The 19127-nt window shown below is 62.4% G+C and carries 15 protein-coding genes and 1 pseudogene; 3 read left to right on the top strand and 13 right to left on the bottom strand.

What is annotated here, in order from left to right; genetic code table 11:
* The 4 genes from ACVOLV_RS15460 to ACVOLV_RS15445 form a co-directional block, all read right to left on the bottom strand.
* A complete protein-coding gene (locus tag ACVOLV_RS15460) occupies positions 1–537 on the bottom strand; it encodes an NMCC_0638 family (lipo)protein (protein WP_481555159.1) in 537 nt (178 codons plus the stop codon).
* Positions 538–600: 63 nt separating this feature from the next.
* A complete protein-coding gene (locus tag ACVOLV_RS15455) occupies positions 601–1788 on the bottom strand; it encodes an MFS transporter (protein ID WP_481555158.1) in 1188 nt (395 codons plus the stop codon).
* Between the two features lie 310 nt (positions 1789–2098).
* Entirely contained in the window at positions 2099–3550 is a 1452-nt protein-coding gene (locus ACVOLV_RS15450) for an amidohydrolase family protein (protein WP_481555157.1), read from the bottom strand.
* Positions 3551–3602: 52 nt separating this feature from the next.
* Positions 3603–4256, bottom strand: a complete 654-nt coding sequence (locus ACVOLV_RS15445; protein WP_481555172.1) for an ankyrin repeat domain-containing protein — start codon at positions 4254–4256, stop codon at positions 3603–3605.
* Positions 4257–4381: 125 nt separating this feature from the next.
* On the opposite strand from ACVOLV_RS15445, the gene ACVOLV_RS15440 reads away from it, so the two are divergent.
* Entirely contained in the window at positions 4382–5266 is an 885-nt protein-coding gene (locus ACVOLV_RS15440; protein ID WP_481555156.1) for a LysR substrate-binding domain-containing protein, read from the top strand.
* A 38-nt stretch (positions 5267–5304) separates the two neighbouring features.
* Here ACVOLV_RS15440 and ACVOLV_RS15435 read toward each other — a convergent pair whose 3' ends face one another.
* The 5 genes from ACVOLV_RS15435 to ACVOLV_RS15415 all read right to left on the bottom strand — a co-directional run bounded on the left by ACVOLV_RS15435 (position 5305) and on the right by ACVOLV_RS15415 (position 11506).
* Positions 5305–5988: a hypothetical protein gene (locus ACVOLV_RS15435; protein WP_481555155.1), complete on the bottom strand. Its 684-nt coding sequence runs from the start codon at positions 5986–5988 to the stop codon at positions 5305–5307.
* A gap of 72 nt (positions 5989–6060) precedes the next feature.
* Entirely contained in the window at positions 6061–8862 is a 2802-nt protein-coding gene (gene metH, locus ACVOLV_RS15430; RefSeq protein WP_481555154.1) for a methionine synthase, read from the bottom strand.
* Entirely contained in the window at positions 8862–9464 is a 603-nt protein-coding gene (locus ACVOLV_RS15425; RefSeq protein ID WP_481555153.1) for a short chain dehydrogenase, read from the bottom strand. Before ACVOLV_RS15425 ends, metH begins: the two co-directional genes overlap by 1 nt.
* Before the next feature lie 10 nt (positions 9465–9474).
* On the bottom strand, positions 9475–10554 hold the full coding sequence (locus ACVOLV_RS15420; RefSeq protein ID WP_481555152.1) for a homocysteine S-methyltransferase family protein: 1080 nt from the start codon (positions 10552–10554) through the stop codon (positions 9475–9477).
* 22 nt (positions 10555–10576) lie between these two features.
* Positions 10577–11506 (bottom strand): ArsR/SmtB family transcription factor, encoded by a 930-nt coding sequence (locus tag ACVOLV_RS15415; RefSeq protein ID WP_481555151.1) that lies wholly within the window; start codon positions 11504–11506, stop codon positions 10577–10579.
* Positions 11507–11632: 126 nt separating this feature from the next.
* Between ACVOLV_RS15415 and ACVOLV_RS15410 the strand changes: the two genes are divergently transcribed.
* Positions 11633–12781: an acyl-CoA dehydrogenase family protein gene (locus ACVOLV_RS15410; protein ID WP_481555150.1), complete on the top strand. Its 1149-nt coding sequence runs from the start codon at positions 11633–11635 to the stop codon at positions 12779–12781.
* Positions 12782–13006: 225 nt separating this feature from the next.
* Here the strand turns inward: ACVOLV_RS15410 and ACVOLV_RS15405 are convergent, their stop codons facing one another.
* Genes ACVOLV_RS15405 through ACVOLV_RS15390 form a run of 4 tightly spaced genes read right to left on the bottom strand, consistent with a single transcriptional unit; the run spans position 13007 to position 18010 of the window.
* Entirely contained in the window at positions 13007–14029 is a 1023-nt protein-coding gene (locus tag ACVOLV_RS15405; protein ID WP_481555149.1) for a fimbrial protein, read from the bottom strand.
* 15 nt (positions 14030–14044) lie between these two features.
* Positions 14045–16642, bottom strand: coding sequence for a fimbria/pilus outer membrane usher protein (locus tag ACVOLV_RS15400; RefSeq protein ID WP_481555148.1), 2598 nt, complete (start codon positions 16640–16642; stop codon positions 14045–14047).
* Between the two features lie 43 nt (positions 16643–16685).
* Entirely contained in the window at positions 16686–17417 is a 732-nt protein-coding gene (locus ACVOLV_RS15395) for a fimbrial biogenesis chaperone (protein WP_481555147.1), read from the bottom strand.
* Positions 17418–17464: 47 nt separating this feature from the next.
* Positions 17465–18010, bottom strand: a complete 546-nt coding sequence (locus ACVOLV_RS15390; protein ID WP_481555146.1) for a fimbrial protein — start codon at positions 18008–18010, stop codon at positions 17465–17467.
* Between the two features lie 700 nt (positions 18011–18710).
* Between ACVOLV_RS15390 and ACVOLV_RS15385 the strand changes: the two are divergent.
* Positions 18711–18812 (top strand): annotated as a pseudogene (locus ACVOLV_RS15385) (acyl-CoA dehydrogenase family protein); the annotation flags it as partial.
* Between the last annotated feature and the right edge of the window lie 315 nt (positions 18813–19127).

Raw genomic sequence — 19127 nt, 5'->3', positions numbered from 1 at the left:
TCAGGGTTCGTCGTCGGGAATGCGGCCGACGCTGACAATGGCACGGACATGTGCGTTGGCTGCGTTGTTCAGTGCCATGCGCAGGTAGATATCGGTGGGATTGTCGGGGTCGAAAAGGGTGTAGGCGTGCTCGGCCCAGCCGGACTCCTCGGTGACTGGCTCCCATTCGACCTTGTATTGCTCTTCAGCCATTTTGCCGAGATCAATGAAATCCGTGGCGATGGTCTTGGGGTCGCCGCTGATGGCCGTCATTGTGCAGATGCCTTGGTCGAGGAGGGCAAAGCCGTAAAGCCGGTCTTCGTTCGTCATCAGCCAGGCCCGGCCTTTACGGCCCTTGAGGAAATTCTCCGCAGACTTGCCTTCCAGACGCTGGGCGACGCTGTCCAGCCTGGCCGTCAATTCCGTGGGTTTGTCCAGGTACTGGAAGCAGGAGGCGACGAACCCGGGGATCGTCTGGTCTGCTTCGGCATGGGCCATGGCCGATGCCGCAAACAGCGCGGCGGCCAAGGCGATGGACCGCAAGTAGTGCAAATTCATGACAACTCCCCTGTGCCGTGAGTGCTGCATTGTTATAGCAGGGCCCAGTGGAGGCGGCTGTGTTTAGTTGCGCATGCCGCCTGCCTGGCGCGAAGGCGGCAGCCAGTACCAGGCGATCAGGGTACCGAGCAGGGCAAAACAGCCGCCAACGATGAAGGCGACCTTGCCGTCGCCGAACTGCCAGAGCTGGCCCGCGATCAGGGCGCCGAGCACGCCGCCCAGTCCGGACGAAAAGCCATAGAACAGTCCTTGGCCGTGCCCGTTCAGATTGCCCGGGAAGTAGCGTGCCAGCAGCTGCATGGCCGAGGCGAAGAAGGCGGCGAAGCCCAGGCAATGGGTGGTCTGTGCGACCAGCATCACCGGCAGGTTCTCCGGCCACAGCGCCGTAACCCACCAGCGCAACACGGCGCTGCCCATCGAGATGATCAACAGCCAGCTGGCATCCCAGCGACGGAAGAAGCGCGCGATCAGGAAGAACACCGCCACTTCGAACACCACGCCGACGGTCCACATCAGTCCGAGCACCGAGGTGCTGTAGCCGTGCTGGTCCATGTAGAGCGAGAAGAAGGTGTAGTAAGGGCCGAACGACAGCTGTTCGAGAAAGGCCGCAATGAAGAAGGCCAGGACTGGCTTCTGCCGCACGATGCTCCAGAAGCCTGTCCCGTGCTGGCTGCGCGCACCGATATCGCGCGCATAACGGTTGAGGAAGGCCGAACCGGTCAACAGCGCGAACAGCGGCAGCATCAGCCATGGCAGCTTGCCGGCACCGTATTTCTCAATCAGCCAGCCGAACAGGGTGACGACGATGATGAAGCCCAGCGAGCCCCAGACCCGGATCGTGCCGTAGCGGTGGCTGTCCGCACCGAGGTGGGTGAGGGTGATCGATTCGAACTGCGGCATGACCGCGTTGTAGAAGAAACAGAACGCGATCATCACCGCGTACAGCGTCCACTGCGGCGCGGGCACCAGAAAGCCGGCGAAGCAGACGATGGTCAATACACAGCCCACGCGCAGCCAACGGATCGGGTGCGGCGAGACGGCTGCCAGCGAAGTCCAGGTGCTGGGCGCGACCACCCGCGTGGCGTACCACAGGCTCATCATCACGCTGATGGCGGTGACGGTCATGCCGCGCGACTGCAGGTACAGGCTCCAATACGGCGTGAACGCGCCAAGCGCGGCGTAGTAGAAGAAGTAGAAGCTCGACAGGCGTGCGGTCGGCACGGTCTGCGCTGGCAGGGCAACGGACGTCATGGCAAGGCGCTGGGCGCGCTGGGCAGGCAAGGGGGAGCGGCATGTACCGCGATGCCTATTGTGCCTTTTGCGGGCTTTGGATGGCAGATCGGGGTGACGCTATCGCGTCGGTTCTGGGTGTTCCGCGCCGGTTCCACTCGCGAGCATGGATGGGCTGTTGTTTGTAGGAGCGGCGTCAGCCGCGAAGCTGGTGTTGCAGCTGTTCTCTATATACATGCCAGCTGACAGATCGCTTGCTTCGCGGCTTACACCGCTCCTACAAACAGCTGGGCTAGCGGGCTGTTTGAGTCCCTCTGCCCGGTTGCAGAGGTCAGGGCTTGGCCTTGGCGTTCCACTCGGCGACCTGCGCCCTGGTTTCGGCCAGCATCGCGTCCAGTGCGGCGCGGTCGTAAACCTTGCCGCGCATCACCACGGTATTGATGGCGCGCGTGGCTTCGATGTCCTGCAAGGGATTGCGCTCCAGCAGTACCAGGTCGGCAGCCTTGCCTTCGGCGACCGCGCCGTAGCGGTCCAGTTTGCCAAACCATGCAGGGCCAGCGCGGGTAGCCGACTGCAATGCCTGAACCGGGGTCAGCCCCTCGCGCACATACAGTGCGAGTTCGTTGTGCAGGCCGATTCCCGGGAAGTTATAGGAGTTCAGGAAGCCCGCATCGGTGCCTGCCATGATGCGCACGCCTGCTTCCTGCAGCATCGGCAGCACCGCGGCGACCTCGGCGTAATGCGCATGACGGGCTTCGATCTGTGCGGGCGTGGCCTTGGCAGCGCGTTCAACGCGCCAGGTGTAGGTATCGCGAAGTCCCGGACCGATATAAGCCAGATAGGGGTCGTTGTCGCGCGGCTCGACATCGAGGAAATCGATGATGCGGCCGCCATCCAGTGTCGGGGTTACCGCAACGCCGAGTTCGGCGAAACGGCGATAGGCCGCCATTGCCGTCGCCCGATCGAAGCCGGTGCGCAGCCTGCGATTGGCTTCTGCACGGTCGATTTTGCCGGCGCCGAAATCAGCGGCGACCGCTGCTTCGTCCTTCACGCCAGCCTTGTAGGCGTAATCCAGATGCTCGATCGAGCTCATGCCGGCCTCGATGGCCTGACCCACGGTCAAGGCCATCGGCACGTGACCGGAGCTGCGCAGGCCGCGTGCCTTGGCCTGGCTGACGGCGTACAGGAACAGCTCCGGCTTCAGCGTGCTGTCGGTGATCTTGACGAAGTCGACCTGGTCGCGTTGCTCGCGGTCCAAGGCTGCATCGACGCCGGCCTCGTCGCCTGCTTCGATCGTGCCTTTCCAGACCGGCGCCAGACCTTCGATCTTGGCACCGGAGGTGAACAGCTGCGGCCCAAACAATTGGCCACTGGCGATCTGTCCTCGCCAGGACAGCACCTGTTCGGCGAGATCGCCGGAGGCGTCGCGCACGGTGGTGATGCCATGTGCGACGTAAAGCGGCAGCAGGGCCTTGTTTTCGTCGATCAGCGCGGGACCGCCGCCGAAGTGGACGTGCATGTCCCATAGCCCTGGAATGAGATAACGGCCACGGCCGTCGATGGCGGTGGTCGCGCGCCATTGGGTGCCCAGCTGTGCGTCATCACCGACGGCGACAATGCTGCCGTCGCGGATGGCGACGGTCTGGTCGGGTATCGCGCGGCCATGTTCGACATCGATCACGGTGGCATTGCGGATCACCACGTCCACCTGGGATTGGGCTGCGATCGCGGGAGAGATGGTTGCCGCTAACGTTGTCAGCAGCAGGCCGAGCGTGGTCTTCATCGGTAGTTCCAGTGGTAGGCGGTTGCCGGGTAGTGCGGTTTGGTGGAGTGCTTCAACGAGCACCTGCTGCGCGCAGCAGCTGCTCAATAACGGCTTGCCGCTGTTGGCGTGCATGTGCCAGGGGCGTGACGCCCTGCGCATCGGCAAGGTTGACGTCAGCGCCGGCGGCAATGAGCGATTGGGTGATCTGCGCATAGCGTTGGCCGCCGTCACCAAGGATGACGGTCTCCAGCAGCGCGGTCCAACCCAGGTTGTTGATGTGGTCGACGTCAACGCCGGCCTCTATCAGTAGCTGCACCGTGCTGACATGGCCGCGTTCGGCTGCTGGAATCAAGGCGGTGCCGCCATAGCGGTTGGTGCTGAGCAGGTCGGCGCCGTGTGCGAGGGTCATCTGCAGGATTTCGGTCTGCCCGCTGGCGCCGGCGTACAGATAGGGACTGTCCTGTAGCTGGTCCTTTGCATTGACGTCAGCGCCAGCGGCAATCAAAGCGCGTGCAGCTTCGACCTGCCGCGCATGGATGGCGATCAGCAAGGGAGTGCGTCCGTTGGCATCGCGGCAGTCGATGCCGCTGCCCTGGCTGAGCAATAGGGTGATGCGCTGGCTGTCGCCGGCTTCAGCTGCTCGTTGCAACTGCTCCGCGGTGGCTGTGCTGGCGCCGACGCCGCTGGATGTGAGCAGCGTGGCGGCCAGTACCGGGAAGGTCATCCAGTTCTCTACGCTCATTGCCTGCCTCTGTCAGGGTTGCCGTGCGCTTGCAGCGGGGGAGGGGCGTTTGCCCAAACCTGCAGGCGATGCTACAAGTGCGGCGATCCATCGTGAAATTAAATGTCATGGTTGAGTCCAGTTCAAAAACTAATAGGACCTACTTCGAGCTGGACCTGCTGCGGGCCCTGGTGATGGTCGCCGATTGCGGCAGTTTCACCGCCGCCGCCGCGCGTCTGCATTCCACCCAGTCCACCATCAGCCAGAAAGTACGGCGGCTCGAGGATCTGGCCGGGCACCGCCTGCTGGATCGCGGGGTACGCGATGTGCGGCCGACGGACATCGGTGAGACCGTGTTGGGCTATGCCCGGCGCATGTTGTCGCTCAACGAGCAGCTGGCGGAAGCCTTGTCAGGCGATGGTGCGGCCGTGGTGATAAGGCTGGGCGTGCCGGAAGACTTCGCTGCAGGGCGTACCACGCCGGTACTGGCTGAGTTCAACAGGGCCTATCCGCGGGTGAAGCTGGAGGTCAGCAGCGGCTTGAGTCGTGCCTTGGCCGAGGGCTACGACCGCGGCGAGCTCGACCTGATCCTGGTCAAGCAACGGCGTGGCAGCCGTGAGGGCGTGGCCTGCTGGCCGGAGCCGATGTGCTGGGTGGACAGTGCCAGCAGCCCCTCGTTCGGGACCGAGCCGGTGCAGCTGGTGGCGTTCCCGCCGCGCGGCATGTACCGCGAAGACATGATCGGCGCGATTGAAAGCCTGGGTCGGCGGTGGCGCATCAGCTTCACCAGTTCCAGTCTCGGCGGCATTCAATCGGCGGTTGCCGACGGTCTGGGCATCAGCTTGTTGCCGGCGCGCGCGATGACAGATGGACATGTGGTGCTTGGGATGGAGACCGGTTTGCCGAAGATCGACAGCGTCGAGTTGGCGGTTCTGCACCGCCCTTCAGCGGATCCTGAAGCCAAGGCGTTGGCCGAGTTGTTGATCCAGATGCTTGAGCAGGAAATGGGCTGAGTTTTACGACAGCTGGGGGCTATCCACCGCGAACTCGGCTAGAACAGGTCTTCGACCGGGGTATCCAGCAGCTCTTTGGCGCTGTGGGTGAAGCGGCGCAGGCTGGAAATGCCCAGGTCGCGGATCAGCGAATGGGTGGTGTGCGGCAGCTGGGCATCGTAGATGTCCTGCGGTGCGACGTTCTTGCCGTGCACACCGGGCAGCAGATCGATGCCGGCGGCAGCATAGCAGTGCTGCACCATCGCTGAGCAGTACAGCGCGCCTTCCTTTGAAAGCAGGTTGCTGCGGCGGCGCAGGCGGGTGCTGTGCATCGCAAACAAGGTGCCAACCAGTTCGCTCAGCGAGTAACTGGACAGGCCTGACAGCAGGTCGAGTGCGGCAATCTGCACCTTATGGGTCTGTGCGGCATCCAAGCCGAAATCGAGGATGGCCAGGTTCGGGAAGGCTTCGTCGTCGAAGTAGCGATCTGCGCGGTTCTCCTGCGCGCCGAGCCGCAGCTGGCGATTGCGCAGGTCCAGATCGGATTCCAATACCCACCAATGGCCGTCCAGCCGTTGCTCACTGAACAGGAACGCGTGCGACCACAGGCTGCGGTGGCCGTCGCGGGTCAAGGGTGCCTGCGCCTTGCGGATTGCCTTGCCGACCCAATCATCCGTGCCGCACAGGCCAATGCGGCCGGGTGCGGCGTGCTTGCGGATCAGCTCTGCATTGCGGCTTTGCATGGGGTCTGGGCTTGGAGGACTGTGGGCAGGATAGGAGCTGGCGGCGAGCTTGTCGCCGCCAGCAGCTGCGGGTCATTCCGGATCGTAATCCAGGTTGGAGGCCAACCAGCGTTCGACCTGCGCCCGCTCCACGCCCTTGCGCCTGGCGTAGTCCATGACCTGCTCGCGTGATACCCGGCCAACCACGAAGTACTGGCTTTGCGGGTGGCTGAAGTAATAGCCGGATACCGCTGCAGTTGGCAGCATGGCGAAGCTTTCGGTCAGCGACATGCCGATGCCTTCGGCGTCGAGCAGCTGGAAGAGGGTCTGCTTCTCACTGTGCTCTGGGCAGGCCGGGTAGCCGGGGGCAGGGCGGATGCCGCTGTATTTCTCGGCAATCAAAGCCTCGTTATCGAGCTGCTCATCCTTGGCATAGCCCCAGAACTCGGTGCGCACACGCTGGTGCAGGCGCTCGGCCATGGCTTCGGCCAGGCGGTCAGCCAAGGCCTTGAGCAGGATGGCGTTGTAGTCATCGTGGTCGGCTTCGAAGCGGGCAACGTGTTCATCGATGCCGATGCCGGCAGTGACCGCGAAGGCGCCGATCCAGTCCTGCTTGCCACTGTCGGCAGGCGCGATGAAGTCGGCCAGGCAGAAGTCCGGGCGCTCGGCAGGCTTGTCGACCTGTTGGCGGAGGAAGTGGAGGGTGTGCTTTTGATCTTGATTTAGCCCCTCTCCCGCTTGCGGGAGAGGGGTGAGGGCAGACGGCACAAGCGATGGAGCCAAAAACTTGCCCCCATCCGCCCTTCGGGCACCTTCCCCCGCAAGCGGGAGAAGGGAAATCTGCACATCGTCGCCATCGCTATTCGCTGGCCAAATCCCAAACACAGCCCGCGCGGTCAACCACTTCTCATCGACGATGCGCTTTAGCATCGCCTGCGCATCGGCGAACAGATCACTGGCCTGCGGGCCCACGATCTCATCGGTCAGGATCGCCGGGTACTTTCCAGCCAGTTCCCAGGCCTGGAAGAACGGCGTCCAGTCGATCACCGGCAGCAGATCTTCCAACGGATAGTTGTCGAACACATGCACGCCCGGCTGATTCGGCGTCGGCGGCGTGTATTGACTCCAGTCGCAGGTAAAGCGTTGGCCGCGCGCATGCTCCAGCGAGACCAGGCGCTTGGCATCGCCGCGGTTGCGATGACGCTGGCGAATATCCGCGTAGTCGGCATCGTTGGCGGCGACGAAGCTGGCGCGCAGTTCGCGCGAGATCAGCGACTGGGCCACGCCGACGGCGCGCGAGGCATCTTTCACCCACACCGTCGGCGCGCTGTAGAACGGGTCGATCTTCAATGCAGTGTGTGCGCGTGACGTGGTGGCGCCGCCGATCATCAACGGCAGCTCGAAACCCTGCCGCTGCATTTCCTTGGCGACGTGGCTCATTTCTTCCAGCGAAGGTGTGATCAGGCCGGACAGACCGATGATGTCGGCATTCTCGGCGCGTGCGGCATCCAGGATCTTCTGCGCCGGCACCATCACGCCAAGGTCGACCACCTCGAAGTTGTTGCAGGCAAGCACGACGCCGACGATGTTCTTGCCGATGTCATGCACGTCGCCCTTGACCGTGGCCATGATGATCTTGCCGTTGGACTTGCCGACTTCGCCGGTGCGCGCCTTTTCTTCTTCGATGAAGGGCAACAGATAGGCCACGGCCTTCTTCATCACGCGTGCTGATTTCACTACCTGCGGCAGGAACATCTTGCCAGCGCCAAACAGATCGCCAACCACGTTCATGCCATCCATCAGCGCGCCTTCAATCACGTCCAGCGGACGGCTGGACTGCTGGCGGGCCTCTTCGGTGTCCTCTTCAACCCATGCATCCAGGCCTTGCACCAGCGCGTGGGCAAGGCGATCGCGTACCGGGCGCTCGCGCCAAGCCAGGTCTTCGACCTTCTTTTCGCCTTTCTTGCCCTTGTAGCGTTCGGCGATTTCCAACAGGCGCTCGGTACCGTCGCGGCGACGGTTGAGGATCACGTCCTCCACGCGCTCGCGCAGTTCCGGGTCGAGCTGGTCGTAGATCGGCATCGCACCGGCGTTGACGATGCCCATGTCCATGCCGGCCTTGATCGCGTGGTACAGGAACACCGAGTGGATCGCCTGCCGCACCGTCTCATTGCCACGGAACGAGAACGATACGTTCGAGACGCCGCCGGACACATGGCAATGCGGCAGCGTGCGCTTGATGATGCGGGTGGCTTCAATGAAATCCACCGCGTAGTTGTCGTGTTCCTCGATGCCGGTGGCGACGGCGAAGATGTTCGGGTCGAAGATGATGTCTTCCGGCGGGAAGCCGACCTGCTCGTTCAGGATGCGATAGGCGCGGGTGCAGATCTCCACCTTGCGCTCGCAGGTATCGGCCTGACCGACTTCATCGAATGCCATCACCACCGCAGCGGCGCCATAGCGGCGCACCAGGCGAGCGTGTTCGATGAACAGTTCCTCGCCTTCCTTCAGCGAGATCGAGTTGACCACGCTCTTGCCCTGCAGGCATTTCAGGCCGGCCTCGATCACGCTCCACTTGGAGGAATCGACCATCACCGGAATGCGGGCGATATCCGGCTCGGACATGATCAGGTTGAGGAAGCGTGCCATCGCTTTCTCGGAATCGATCAGGCCTTCGTCCATGTTGACGTCGAGGATCTGCGCGCCGCTGGCGACCTGCTGACGGGCGACGTCAACGGCTTCCTCGTAGCGCTCTTCCTTGACCAGCTTGCGGAACTGCGCGCTGCCGGTGACATTGGTGCGCTCGCCGACATTGATGAACAACAGGTCGGGAGTGATGACCAGCGGTTCCAGGCCGGACAGGCGGGTGTAGTGGGTTGCGGTGTCGTTGCTCATTACCAGACCTTGAAAACCTGTCCATTGGCGATGCCGTCGACGCTGCGTTGGTACGCGAGCGCGGCGCGGGCGGCGGTGACCGGTTCAAAGCCGGGGAAGAAGTCGCCGTAGGCGTCCAGCGCTTCGCTGAGCACGCTGGGGCTTACCGCGTTGATGCGCAGGCCGCGCGGGAGTTCGAGCGCGGCGGCGCGCACGAAACCCTCGATCGCTGCATTGACGCTGGTGGCGCTGGCGCCTTGGGCAATCGGCTGTTCGGTCAGGATGCCGGTGGTCAGGGTGATGCTGCCGCCGTCGCGCAGGTGGTGTTGGCCAAGCAAGGCCAGCCGCACCTGGCCTAGCAGCTTGTCGTGTAGCCCATGTGCGAACTGTGCCGGGCTCATTTCCGTCAGCGGGCCGAAGTGGACGCTGCCGGTGGTGGCGACAATGGCGTCGAGCGGGCCAACGGATTGCAACAGCGCGGCAACGCTCTCATCGCTGCCCAGATCGACGCTGTGCTGCGGGTCCGAGCGCGATGCGGTGATGACCTGATGCTGCTGCCGCAGATGCTGCGCAACTGCCGAACCCAGGGTGCCACTGGCACCGACCACAAGAATCTTCTTCATCATGTGCTCCTCAAGCAGCCTTGTCTGCGGCCAACGGCAGCCTGCGTGGCGGCAGACCGGCGACGGCTTCGGCGATGGCGCGGATGTGATCGGGTGAGGTGCCGCAGCAGCCACCGACCAGGTTGAGCAGGCCCGATTGGGCGAACTCTTTCAGGGTCGTGGCCATTTCCTCAGGGGTTTCGTCGTACTCACCAAAGGCGTTGGGCAGGCCGGCATTCGGATGCGCACTGACATAGCCACTGGAGACCTGTGACAGCGTTTCCACGTGCGGGCGCATATCGGTAGCGCCCAAGGCGCAGTTGAAGCCGACCGACAGTGGCTGGCTGTGCGAGACCGATGCGTAGAAGGCTTCAGCGGTCTGCCCGGACAAGGTGCGGCCGGATGCATCGGTAATGGTGCCAGAGATCATGATCGGCAGCCGGCCGCCTCGCGCATCGAACACTTCTTCGATGGCGAACAAGGCAGCTTTAGCGTTGAGCGTGTCGAAGATGGTTTCCACCATCAGCGTGTCGGCACCACCGTCGATCAGGCCGTCGATGGCCTCGCGGTAGGTGGCGCGCAGCTCGTCGAAGCTGGTGTTGCGGAAGCCAGGGTCGTTGACGTCCGGGCTGATCGAGGCGGTACGGCTGGTCGGGCCCAGCACGCCGATCACGAAGCGTGGTTTGTCCGGGTTTGTGGCTTCGATGGCATCGCAGCACTGGCGGGCGATCTGGGCGCCGGCCTTGTTCAACTCGTAGACCAGGTGCTCGAGGTGGTAATCGGCCTGGCTGACCGAGGTGGCGTTGAATGTGTTGGTTTCCAGCAGGTCCGCGCCTGCTTCCAGATAGGCGATGTGAATGCCTGCGATCACCTCTGGCTTGGTCAGCAGCAGCAGGTCGTTGTTGCCCTTGAGGTCATGTTCGCAGCCAGCGCCGTGCGCGTGCTGGCTGTCAAAACCGCCGCTGAAGCGCGCTCCCCGGTAATCGTCCTCTTCAAGACGATGGCGCTGGATCATCGTGCCCATCGCACCATCGATAATCAGAATGCGCGTGGCCAGGGCGTCGAGCAGCTTGCCGACGCGTTCGGGGTGGAGCCAGGGGAGGGCTTGCATAGGGCGGGCCGGATTGTAGGGGTCAGGGTTGATGCGCGATCAAGGAAATCACTTCGAAATGCGGCGGACGCTTTTCGCGGGTGACGGTCTCCACGCTGGAAACTTCAAGGCCGGCCTTCTCAACGAACTTGCGCAGCTCCTTGCCGCTGAAGCCGAGATTGACGTGGCCATACGCTTCCACCGCGACTTTGTGCTCGTGACGGGCAAGGCTGCACAACATCAGCCGGCCTTGTGGGCGCAGTACGCGGGCGCACTCGGCCACGGCCTTGGCCGGGTGGCTGGAGTAGGTGAGGGCATGCATCAGCACGACCAGATCAAAGCTGCCATCGGCGAACGGCAGCTTGTGCATGTCGCCTTCCAGTACTTCGACATTGGGCAGCTTGCGCAGGCGCTCGCTGGCGGCAGCGACGACGCGGGCACTGGTATCGATGCAGACATAGCGCTGTGCATGCGGTGCCAGCAGCTCGGCGAGGACGCCGTCACCGGAGGCGATATCCAGCACGTCGCCGGTTTCCAGCAAGGGCAGGGCGCTGCGCGCCATCGCTTCCCAGGTACGGCCCGGCGAGTAATGGCGCTCCATGTCACCGGCGACGCTGTCGGCCCAGTTCTGGTCGGCGGCGCGCATCGCGAGCACGGCCGGTACGCGTTCGGCATCCTGGCGCAGCAGTGGATCGTCGCTGCCACTGCTCAGTGCGTGCCACAATGCGCGCTGGGCAGGATCCAACGCGGCTTCATCAAAGCGGTAATACGCCGAGACGCCTGCGCGACGGTCGCGCACCAGGCCGGCTTCCTTGAGCCGGGCCAGATGGGTGGACACGCGCGGCTGTGCCAGCGTGGTGATGGCCGACAGCTCGGCCACGGTCAATTCTTCCTGTTCCAGCAAGGTCAGCAGACGCACGCGCGTCGCATCGGCGAACACTTTCAGACGGGTTGACCAGTCTTCCAGATCCATAAATATCTACCTATCGCGATATAGAGATATTTTGGCGATGTTGCCAGTTTCGGTCAAGGCGATGCATAGGCTGAATGGGGTTGCGATGGTTACAATCGCAACTTGATGAACCCTGGGAGGGGTGTAGTGGACTTCAGTTTTTCCGACGAGCAGCTGATGCTGCAGGACGTCGCGCGCCGTATCGCCAAAGAAAAGATCGCCCCCAGCGCCGAGCACTTCGACGCCACCGGTGAGTACCCGTTGGACAACATCCGCCTGCTGGGTGAGAACGGCTTGATGGGCATCGAGGTGCCGGTCGAGTACGGCGGTTCGGGCATGGATCCGATCTCCAGCGTGCTTGCCATCGTCGAGGTGTCGGCAGCCGACGCCGCCCACGCGACCATCATGTCGGTCAACAATTCGCTGTTCTGCAACGCGCTGCTCGGCTATGGCACCGAAGCACAGAAGCAGACTTATGTGCGGGCGATTGCCGAAGGGCGCGAGATCGGCGCCTTCGCACTGACCGAATCGCAATCTGGCTCCGATGCGACCGCAATGCGCTGCCGTGCGGTGAAGCAGGCTGATGGTTCGTTCGTGATCAATGGCCAGAAGAGCTGGATCACCTCCGGCCCGGTGGCCCGTTATATCGTGTTGTTTGCGATGACCGACCCGGAGCAGCGCTCGCGCGGCATCACCGCTTTCATGATCGACACCAGCAAGCCTGGCTTCGGCCGTGGCAAGACCGAGCCCAAGCTCGGCGTGCGTGCATCGGCGACCTGCGAGATCGAATTCCAGGACTACGTTGCCACCGCGGAAGATGTCATCGGCAAGGAAGGCGAGGGTTTCAAGATCGCGATGAGCCTGCTGGACTCGGGCCGTATCGGCATTGCTTCGCAGGCGGTAGGCATTGCGCGGGCGGCGTATGAAGCTTCGCTGGCGTACGTGAAGGACCGCAAGTCCTTTGGCGCGCCGATTGGCAGTTTCCAGATGATCCAGGCCAAGATCGCCGATATGAAGTGCAAGCTGGACGCAGCGATGCTGCTGACCTTGCGCGCGGCCTGGGCCAAGTCGCAGGGCAAGCGTTTCTCGACCGAGGCAGCGGTGGCAAAGCTGACCGCATCGGAAGCGGCGATGTGGATCGCGCATCAGGCGGTTCAGATCCATGGCGGCATGGGGTACTCCAAGGAAATGCCGTTGGAGCGCTATTTCCGTGACGCCAAGATCACCGAGATCTACGAAGGCACCTCGGAGATCCAACGTCTGGTGATCGCTCGTAACGAGACTGGCGTGCGCTGAAGGCTGCTGCTCCCCCCTCTTCTCCCCTAGTAGGAAAGGGGGGCTCACCTTGCAACAAGCAAGCCTGGGCAGTGAAGTGCTGCTTGGCTGCCACCCCGACTTCAATAGCGCTTGTGGAAGCGGGGTAAACCCGCTTCATGATCAAGTCCTCGAAGATATGATCTGCCGTGGCTGAGGACTGCTCCAAAGAAGGCGCGCTGGGAGCCGGATCAGAGCTGGGGATGTCTACTCGTATGTCAGCGTGAATACCGCCGTCGTTGAAACCAGTCCTGGTGTGATGGAGGCAACGTCGGCTGCGGTGCGATAGTACTTGGCGGTCAACGGAATATTTACCGGCGTGTTGCCTTGTGTGGTTGTGCTTTGCAGCTTCTTGGAACCCAACTGCAGGACCGTGGTGCTGTTCACATCCCCCTCGAACAACTGCACGCCCACGCCTGTTGCCATCCCGGTTCCGCTGGCGTTGGCCAGGACGTTGTTTGCGTCACCGCTCTGGGGTCCATCGACCTGGTAGTTGACCTTTACTCCGCTGTCACAAAGCAGCCCGATGGAGAAGGCGCGCGCCCTTGCGCTACCGATGGGGACGGGCGAGGCATCATTGAAATCGGAGACTTGGACGGTAGGTAATGGAACATCGATATTGAGGTTGTTGGAGTTGATCTCGCACCCCAGGCCGAGGATCTGCGAATTGCCGGTCAGGCTCAGCGTGGTGACGCCCAGGTCGATGTAGGAAACGCGGGACTGGCCGGCGATCGTGAGGGTGCCGGGATTGACTCCAATATGTGCCGTCTTGACCAGAATCACCCGCCAGTTGGTGCGCATCGTTCGCTGCGAGGGACCTACCGACCAGTTCACGTTCAGGCTGGGAGGTGGAGTGATCTTGGTCCGGTCGGGGTTGCAATCGGCAGTTATGGTGTTGCACCAGAACACGGACACACCGATGCCCGGCACGTTGGTCTCAAACACTGAAGGGAAGCCGACACTGGTGTAACCGGGTACCGAGGCACCGATGCCAGCGGCAAGTTCGCCATGCACGGCGCCGCTGCCGGTGCACTGGAATTTGACGTCGGCAAAGCCCCGCCAGCCACTGTCCCAAAGCGGTGTGTCATTGGCGGCGTCGCGCGGGATGCTCAACGTGGAGGGCAGGGAAATGGATGCAATTGCGGCGGTTGTACCAGAATTGAAAGTGCACACCGCAGCCACCGCAGAGGGTACTGGCAGCAGGAGAAGCAAAAAGATCAGGACTCTCATGGGAACCTCAATGGATCAGCGTGTGGCGCTCTGCGCAGGCATGGTTGCCGGGGCGCAGATCGCTTCGGTTTTGATGAAGGGGGATCCGTGCGTGCTGCCCGCCTGCGGTAGGCGGTAGCGCACATCGCACTGCCGATCATCGCCGTTGCCCCAGCGGACGGTCAGTTGACCGTGGTGCTCCGGCGCATGGAAGAACACGCGGCTGCCTTGTCCGACCAAGGTGATGCTCCTGCCTTGCGCATCGAGCACTTCCGCACCCATCGGCAAGGCATCGCCGTGCTGGTCGCGCAGGGTCATCAGTACCGGTTCACCGGTCACTGTCGGGTACTTGAGCATCACCACCGCGCCGTAGCGCGGTGCTACGTTCTGCGAGGTCAACTGCAGCTCGACCTCGCGCGAAATCCCCTTGGGGTCGAGTGCCACTTCGTTCTGGCGGTAGGGCATCAAACTGGAGACAACGCCATAGCCGTTGCCGCCCACCTCTGCACCTGTGTTGTTGAAAAGGCGCGCGCCTTCGGCGCCTTTGGCTTCGACGATGGCTCGGGTTTCCCCTTGGGTCTGGCTGAAATTGATTCCACCAGGGTGTGCGAGCACGCTGCCGGACACGCCCAGGCCGAACTGGCGATAACCGCCGCCCTGGCTGTAGTTGGCCGATAGATTGGTGCTCGCCGAGCGGTACTGCACATTGCTGCCCGCCGCAGAACTGCTGTCGCTGTTGCTACGCGAAAGCGCGCCATAGACGCCATAGCTGAGCTGGTTGGTGTCGCCCAGTGCACCAGAGATACTGACCTGGCTGTTCACATCCCCCTTGTCCGAATAGGTGGTCGAACTGCTTAGATAGGCCGCTTGCCTGGAACGCCAGAGTGGCAGCGACACGGCGAACGTGTACTGGGTGTCGGCCTGCCCATGATTCATGCGTGCGCGGTTGGCAGACAGGCTCAGGCTGCCCCAGCGATAGCTGTTGGAGTAACCCGTCTGGTAGCTGATATCGCTGGTCCTGCCGGTCTGCCAATAGTTCTGTGATGACCCGCTCAGGAACACGCTTCCAAGGCCCTCCGCCAGCGGCTGGCTGATGTTCACCTGCAGGCGGCTGCGCTGGCGCTTGGGCGAGGCAGCAGTTTCGTCTTGGGCCAATGCGTAGTCAGCGAAGCCCAGGTAGCCATTGCTGGAAAAGCGATAGGCGGCGACCACGAAGTTGGTGCGCGTGCTTTCGAACAGCTTGCTGTAACTCACACGATGGCTCAGACCGCTGGCGGAGCTGCTGACTCCGTCACGTACCTCAAGGCCGGACGCGGATGAGTACGTGGAGTCAAGAGCGAAGGCACCGACCTTGGTACTCAGTCCCAAGCCAGCCTGCGCTGCCTGATAGCGGTTGGCGATGATGCCGCCTGCATACCCAGTCAAATAGTTGGACATGCCGCGTTGGTAGCTGCCTTGGATGAAGTCAGGCGCGTGCCTGAGTTGGGCGTCGCGATACCTGCCGGCGGTTACGCTGTACCGTGACGTGCCAGGGCGTAACAACTGTGCCACCGAAGCGAAGGGCACGGTGAAGGTCCGGCTGCGGCCGTCGGCTTCGGATACCATGACTTCCAGGTCGCCGGAATAGCCTGTGTTGTACAGGTCATCGATGACGAAAGGGCCTGGCACCACGGTGGCTTCATACAGCAGGACCCCCGATTGGCGGATCGTCACGCGCGCGTTGCTGTCGGCGGTGCCACGGATGGTCGGCGCGAAGCCGCGGCGGGAATCCGGCAGCATCCGATCGTCGGAGGCAAGCTGGATGCCGGTGTACGGAACACTGTCGAACAGGTCTGCCGGCGTGTAGTACTCACCCAGGGTCAGCTGTGACCTGAGTCGGGTCAGGTCACGTTGTGCATAGCTGCTCACGGCCTCGTAGTGGCCGCCGGTCGAGCCATTGGTGCTACTGCGGGTATAGCTGCCGTTGTGGCGCAGGCGCCAGTGCCCCAGATTCATGCCTGCATTGAGGCCCACGTAATGCTGAGTGGCTGCCTGGCGATTGCCGTCGTCATGGCGGAAGGAGCTGGCGTTGTAATCGATGAAGGCGGCGTTGACACCTCGGTCCCAGTCGCGCGGATCAACATGGCCGCGAGTACTACGGCTCATGTATGCCTGCGGAATGCTGAGATCCAATCGCAGGCCAGAGAGATCGAATTCGACGCGCGCATCAGGAACCTGCAATGCGATATCAAAGCAATCGGTCTCCAGCGTATGGGTGTCGCCTGGCAGGCGCAGCAGGTCCAGGCCGAGGTCCGCCACCTGCTTGCGTTCGAAGCAGTAGCTTGGCCCCCGCTTGTCCGATCCTTCGACGACGCGGACTTCGTGGCGGCCTACCCAGTTCTGGTTGACATAGACATCAGGTCGATAGCTGCCGGCCACCACCGGGTTGCCATGCCCGAAACGGGAGATATCTACCTGGTGGCCGACTGGCCCTTGCAGAAAATTGGGGTTGAATGCAACCAGCAGGGTGTCGCCTTGCGCGGCTTGGCATGTGCCAGCGGTAAGGGTCACACCAACGGCACCGGCTAACAGCAAACCAAAGGCGTGCGACTGCCCGCCCGCGTTGCGCCGAGGCAAGTGGGGTGTCGTAAACATAGAAGTTTCCTGGGTCGATGGTGGGCGCGCGTTCCGCGCCTGATCAGCGCAGATTGGCGGTCTGTTCCGGAGCCGGGCCGAAGTCGCCAATCCAACGGAAGCGCACCTTGCCGCCGGTGCCGCCGTTGTAGTCGGCTAGCGGGAAGTCCTGGTGACTGAATGGGACAATCATGCCGCCGCCGGTATCTGTGCTGCGATTGCCCTGTTCCAGCGACAGGGCACTGAAGGACAGGTGATATGGGCTGGGGTTCTCACCGCGCAACACATAGCGATCGTCCTGCTGTCTTACCGTCCAGTTCACCTGCTCGATGGCTTTGGGCAGGTCGCCAGCCAGACCATCGGGTCGGTAAAAGAGCTTGAGGCGTGAACGTACTGCGATCTGCATCAGGTTGCCGCCATCCTGGGGCAGCGGTGGAATCTCCAGCGCGTTGAACCAGAACAGACTCTCGCGATCCTGGGGCAGCGCTTCACCGGTGAAGGTCAGGCGCACACTCTGGCCTTTCTGCGGGTCGAGGCGGAAGATTGGTGGTGTTGCCAGGAACGGAGCATCCGCATCCTGCGGTTTGCTCTGGGGATCACCGCGATCAACCCATGTCTGCATCAGTGTGGGAGCATGTCCCTTGTTGGTGAACTTTACGGTGACTTCGCGTTCCTTCGCAGGGTAGACAACTCGCGTCCCATCGATGAGCACGCCGGCATGTGCGGATAACGCGGACATGCCGAGCAGGGCACTGCTGAGCAGTGGACGCAACCAATGAGTAGAAACGGATAGCATCGCAAGTACCTCTGGTGGCCCGGGACTCGCGTCCCGGGCGGAGTGGCTTATTCGTAAGTCAGCTGGTAGTTCGCCATGGCGGCGACGTCGCCGGTGCCGGCGCTGCCGGCCTGCGAGAAGTACTGGGCGTAATACTGCAGGGTTGCCGGGGCTGAACCATTGATGGTGACAGCACGTGCCAGCTGGCTGGTGGCGTCATCGGTGTTGATGTTGATGACGTTGTAACTCTGGTCGAGCAGCTGCACCTGTACGTTGCTGGCACCGCCAGCGGCGGAGTTCGTCAAGTTGCCGTAAGCGTCGACATTGCTGTCTGGCACGAATGCAGCCGAGACCTTGACGCCGTCAGCGCAACCGGTGACCTTCATGGAGAAACCGGTGCGGCCGGTGCTGCTCTGCTCGGCGGAGAGCAGATCCTTGTTGATAGTCGGCAGCTTCACATCGATGTTGGTGGAGGCCGAGTCCAGTACGCAGCTGGTTTCCATGACCTTGCCGGTGATGTTGATCACAGCGGACTGCGGCGGGGCGGCAAAGGCGGTGGCGGAAAGACCGGCGGTGGCCAGGCCGAGCATGGATGCGCGAAATTTGATTGACATGTTGTGGCTCTCTAGGTTCAGTGATGAATGAAACATGGGGCGGAGGGCCGCTTGATTGATACCGAAGTATTGCAACCGAAGCGATGCTCTTGACCGCGTTTAGTGTGGTGATCGGGTGTTGGGCAACACATAGGCCCAGGCCTATTTTTTGGCGGAGCACCGAAAGCGTTCATCAGCCTTTTGCAGCTTGTTTGCGACACCCGCCGGTGTTGAGCTCGTGGCGTTATGCGCCAGGCCTGTTTAGGGCTCGCGTCCGAATCTGTGGGCAGGACTGCGGATGCAGCGCATCGACCGCAGCATCCAGAACCTTGCCCTGACAGCGTGTTGTTGTCGGCATCAACGCACTCATATCCTGCGGGCCGCGAACACCGGCCAATCAATCGCAGGCCCGTCCAATGCCTATAGAGCCGTGCAGGGCTCAACCTCGGTTTGAGCGGGCAGCGGCACGGTGCGGCGACGGACCGATTGGATCGATCGGCAGTTACGCCAGGACAGTTGGCAGCGTCGAGATGATCAGGGTCCGGATCGCCAAGGTGAAGCGCAAGCTGGATGCAACCAAGCTGCTGACCTTGCTTGCAGCGTGCAGCGTGCAGCATGTCGCAGGGCAAGCGTCTCTCCATCGAAGCGGCATTAGCAAGTCGGCCACGTGGGAAGCGGCGATGTGGATCGCCCACCCTGCGGTGCGGATCCACGCCGGCATGTGGAGCGCTATTTCCGTGATGCCAAGATCACCGATATCTACGAAGGCACCTCGGAGATCCAGCGGCTGGTCATTGCCCGCAACGAAACCGGCGTGCGCTGATAGCGAATCATGTAGTGCCGAGCCATGCTCGGCTGGGGCTTTCGCCGTAATGCAGCGCGTGTAGGAGCGGCGTAAGCCGCGAAGCCGACAGCACTCGGCGGTTGACCATTCCAGTAATCTGATGGGACGCGAGCTTCAAGGTGCAACAAACCCCGGCATTGCCGGGGTTTGTAGTTTGTGGCCTTAAGCACTTCCAGATGGTGTTGCCGCGCCCAACGGGGGCATTGGTTTTACCGGTTTTTGAAAGGCCCGCCAAGCGGCGGGCCAACCAGCAAAAAAAACCCCCCCCGATGCGGGGGGGTTTTTTGAACCGGG

The organism is Stenotrophomonas sp. STEN023 (assembly GCF_056760135.1).
Note: the sequence above shows the minus strand (reverse complement) of the source record. Positions and strands in the feature narration are given on the sequence as shown.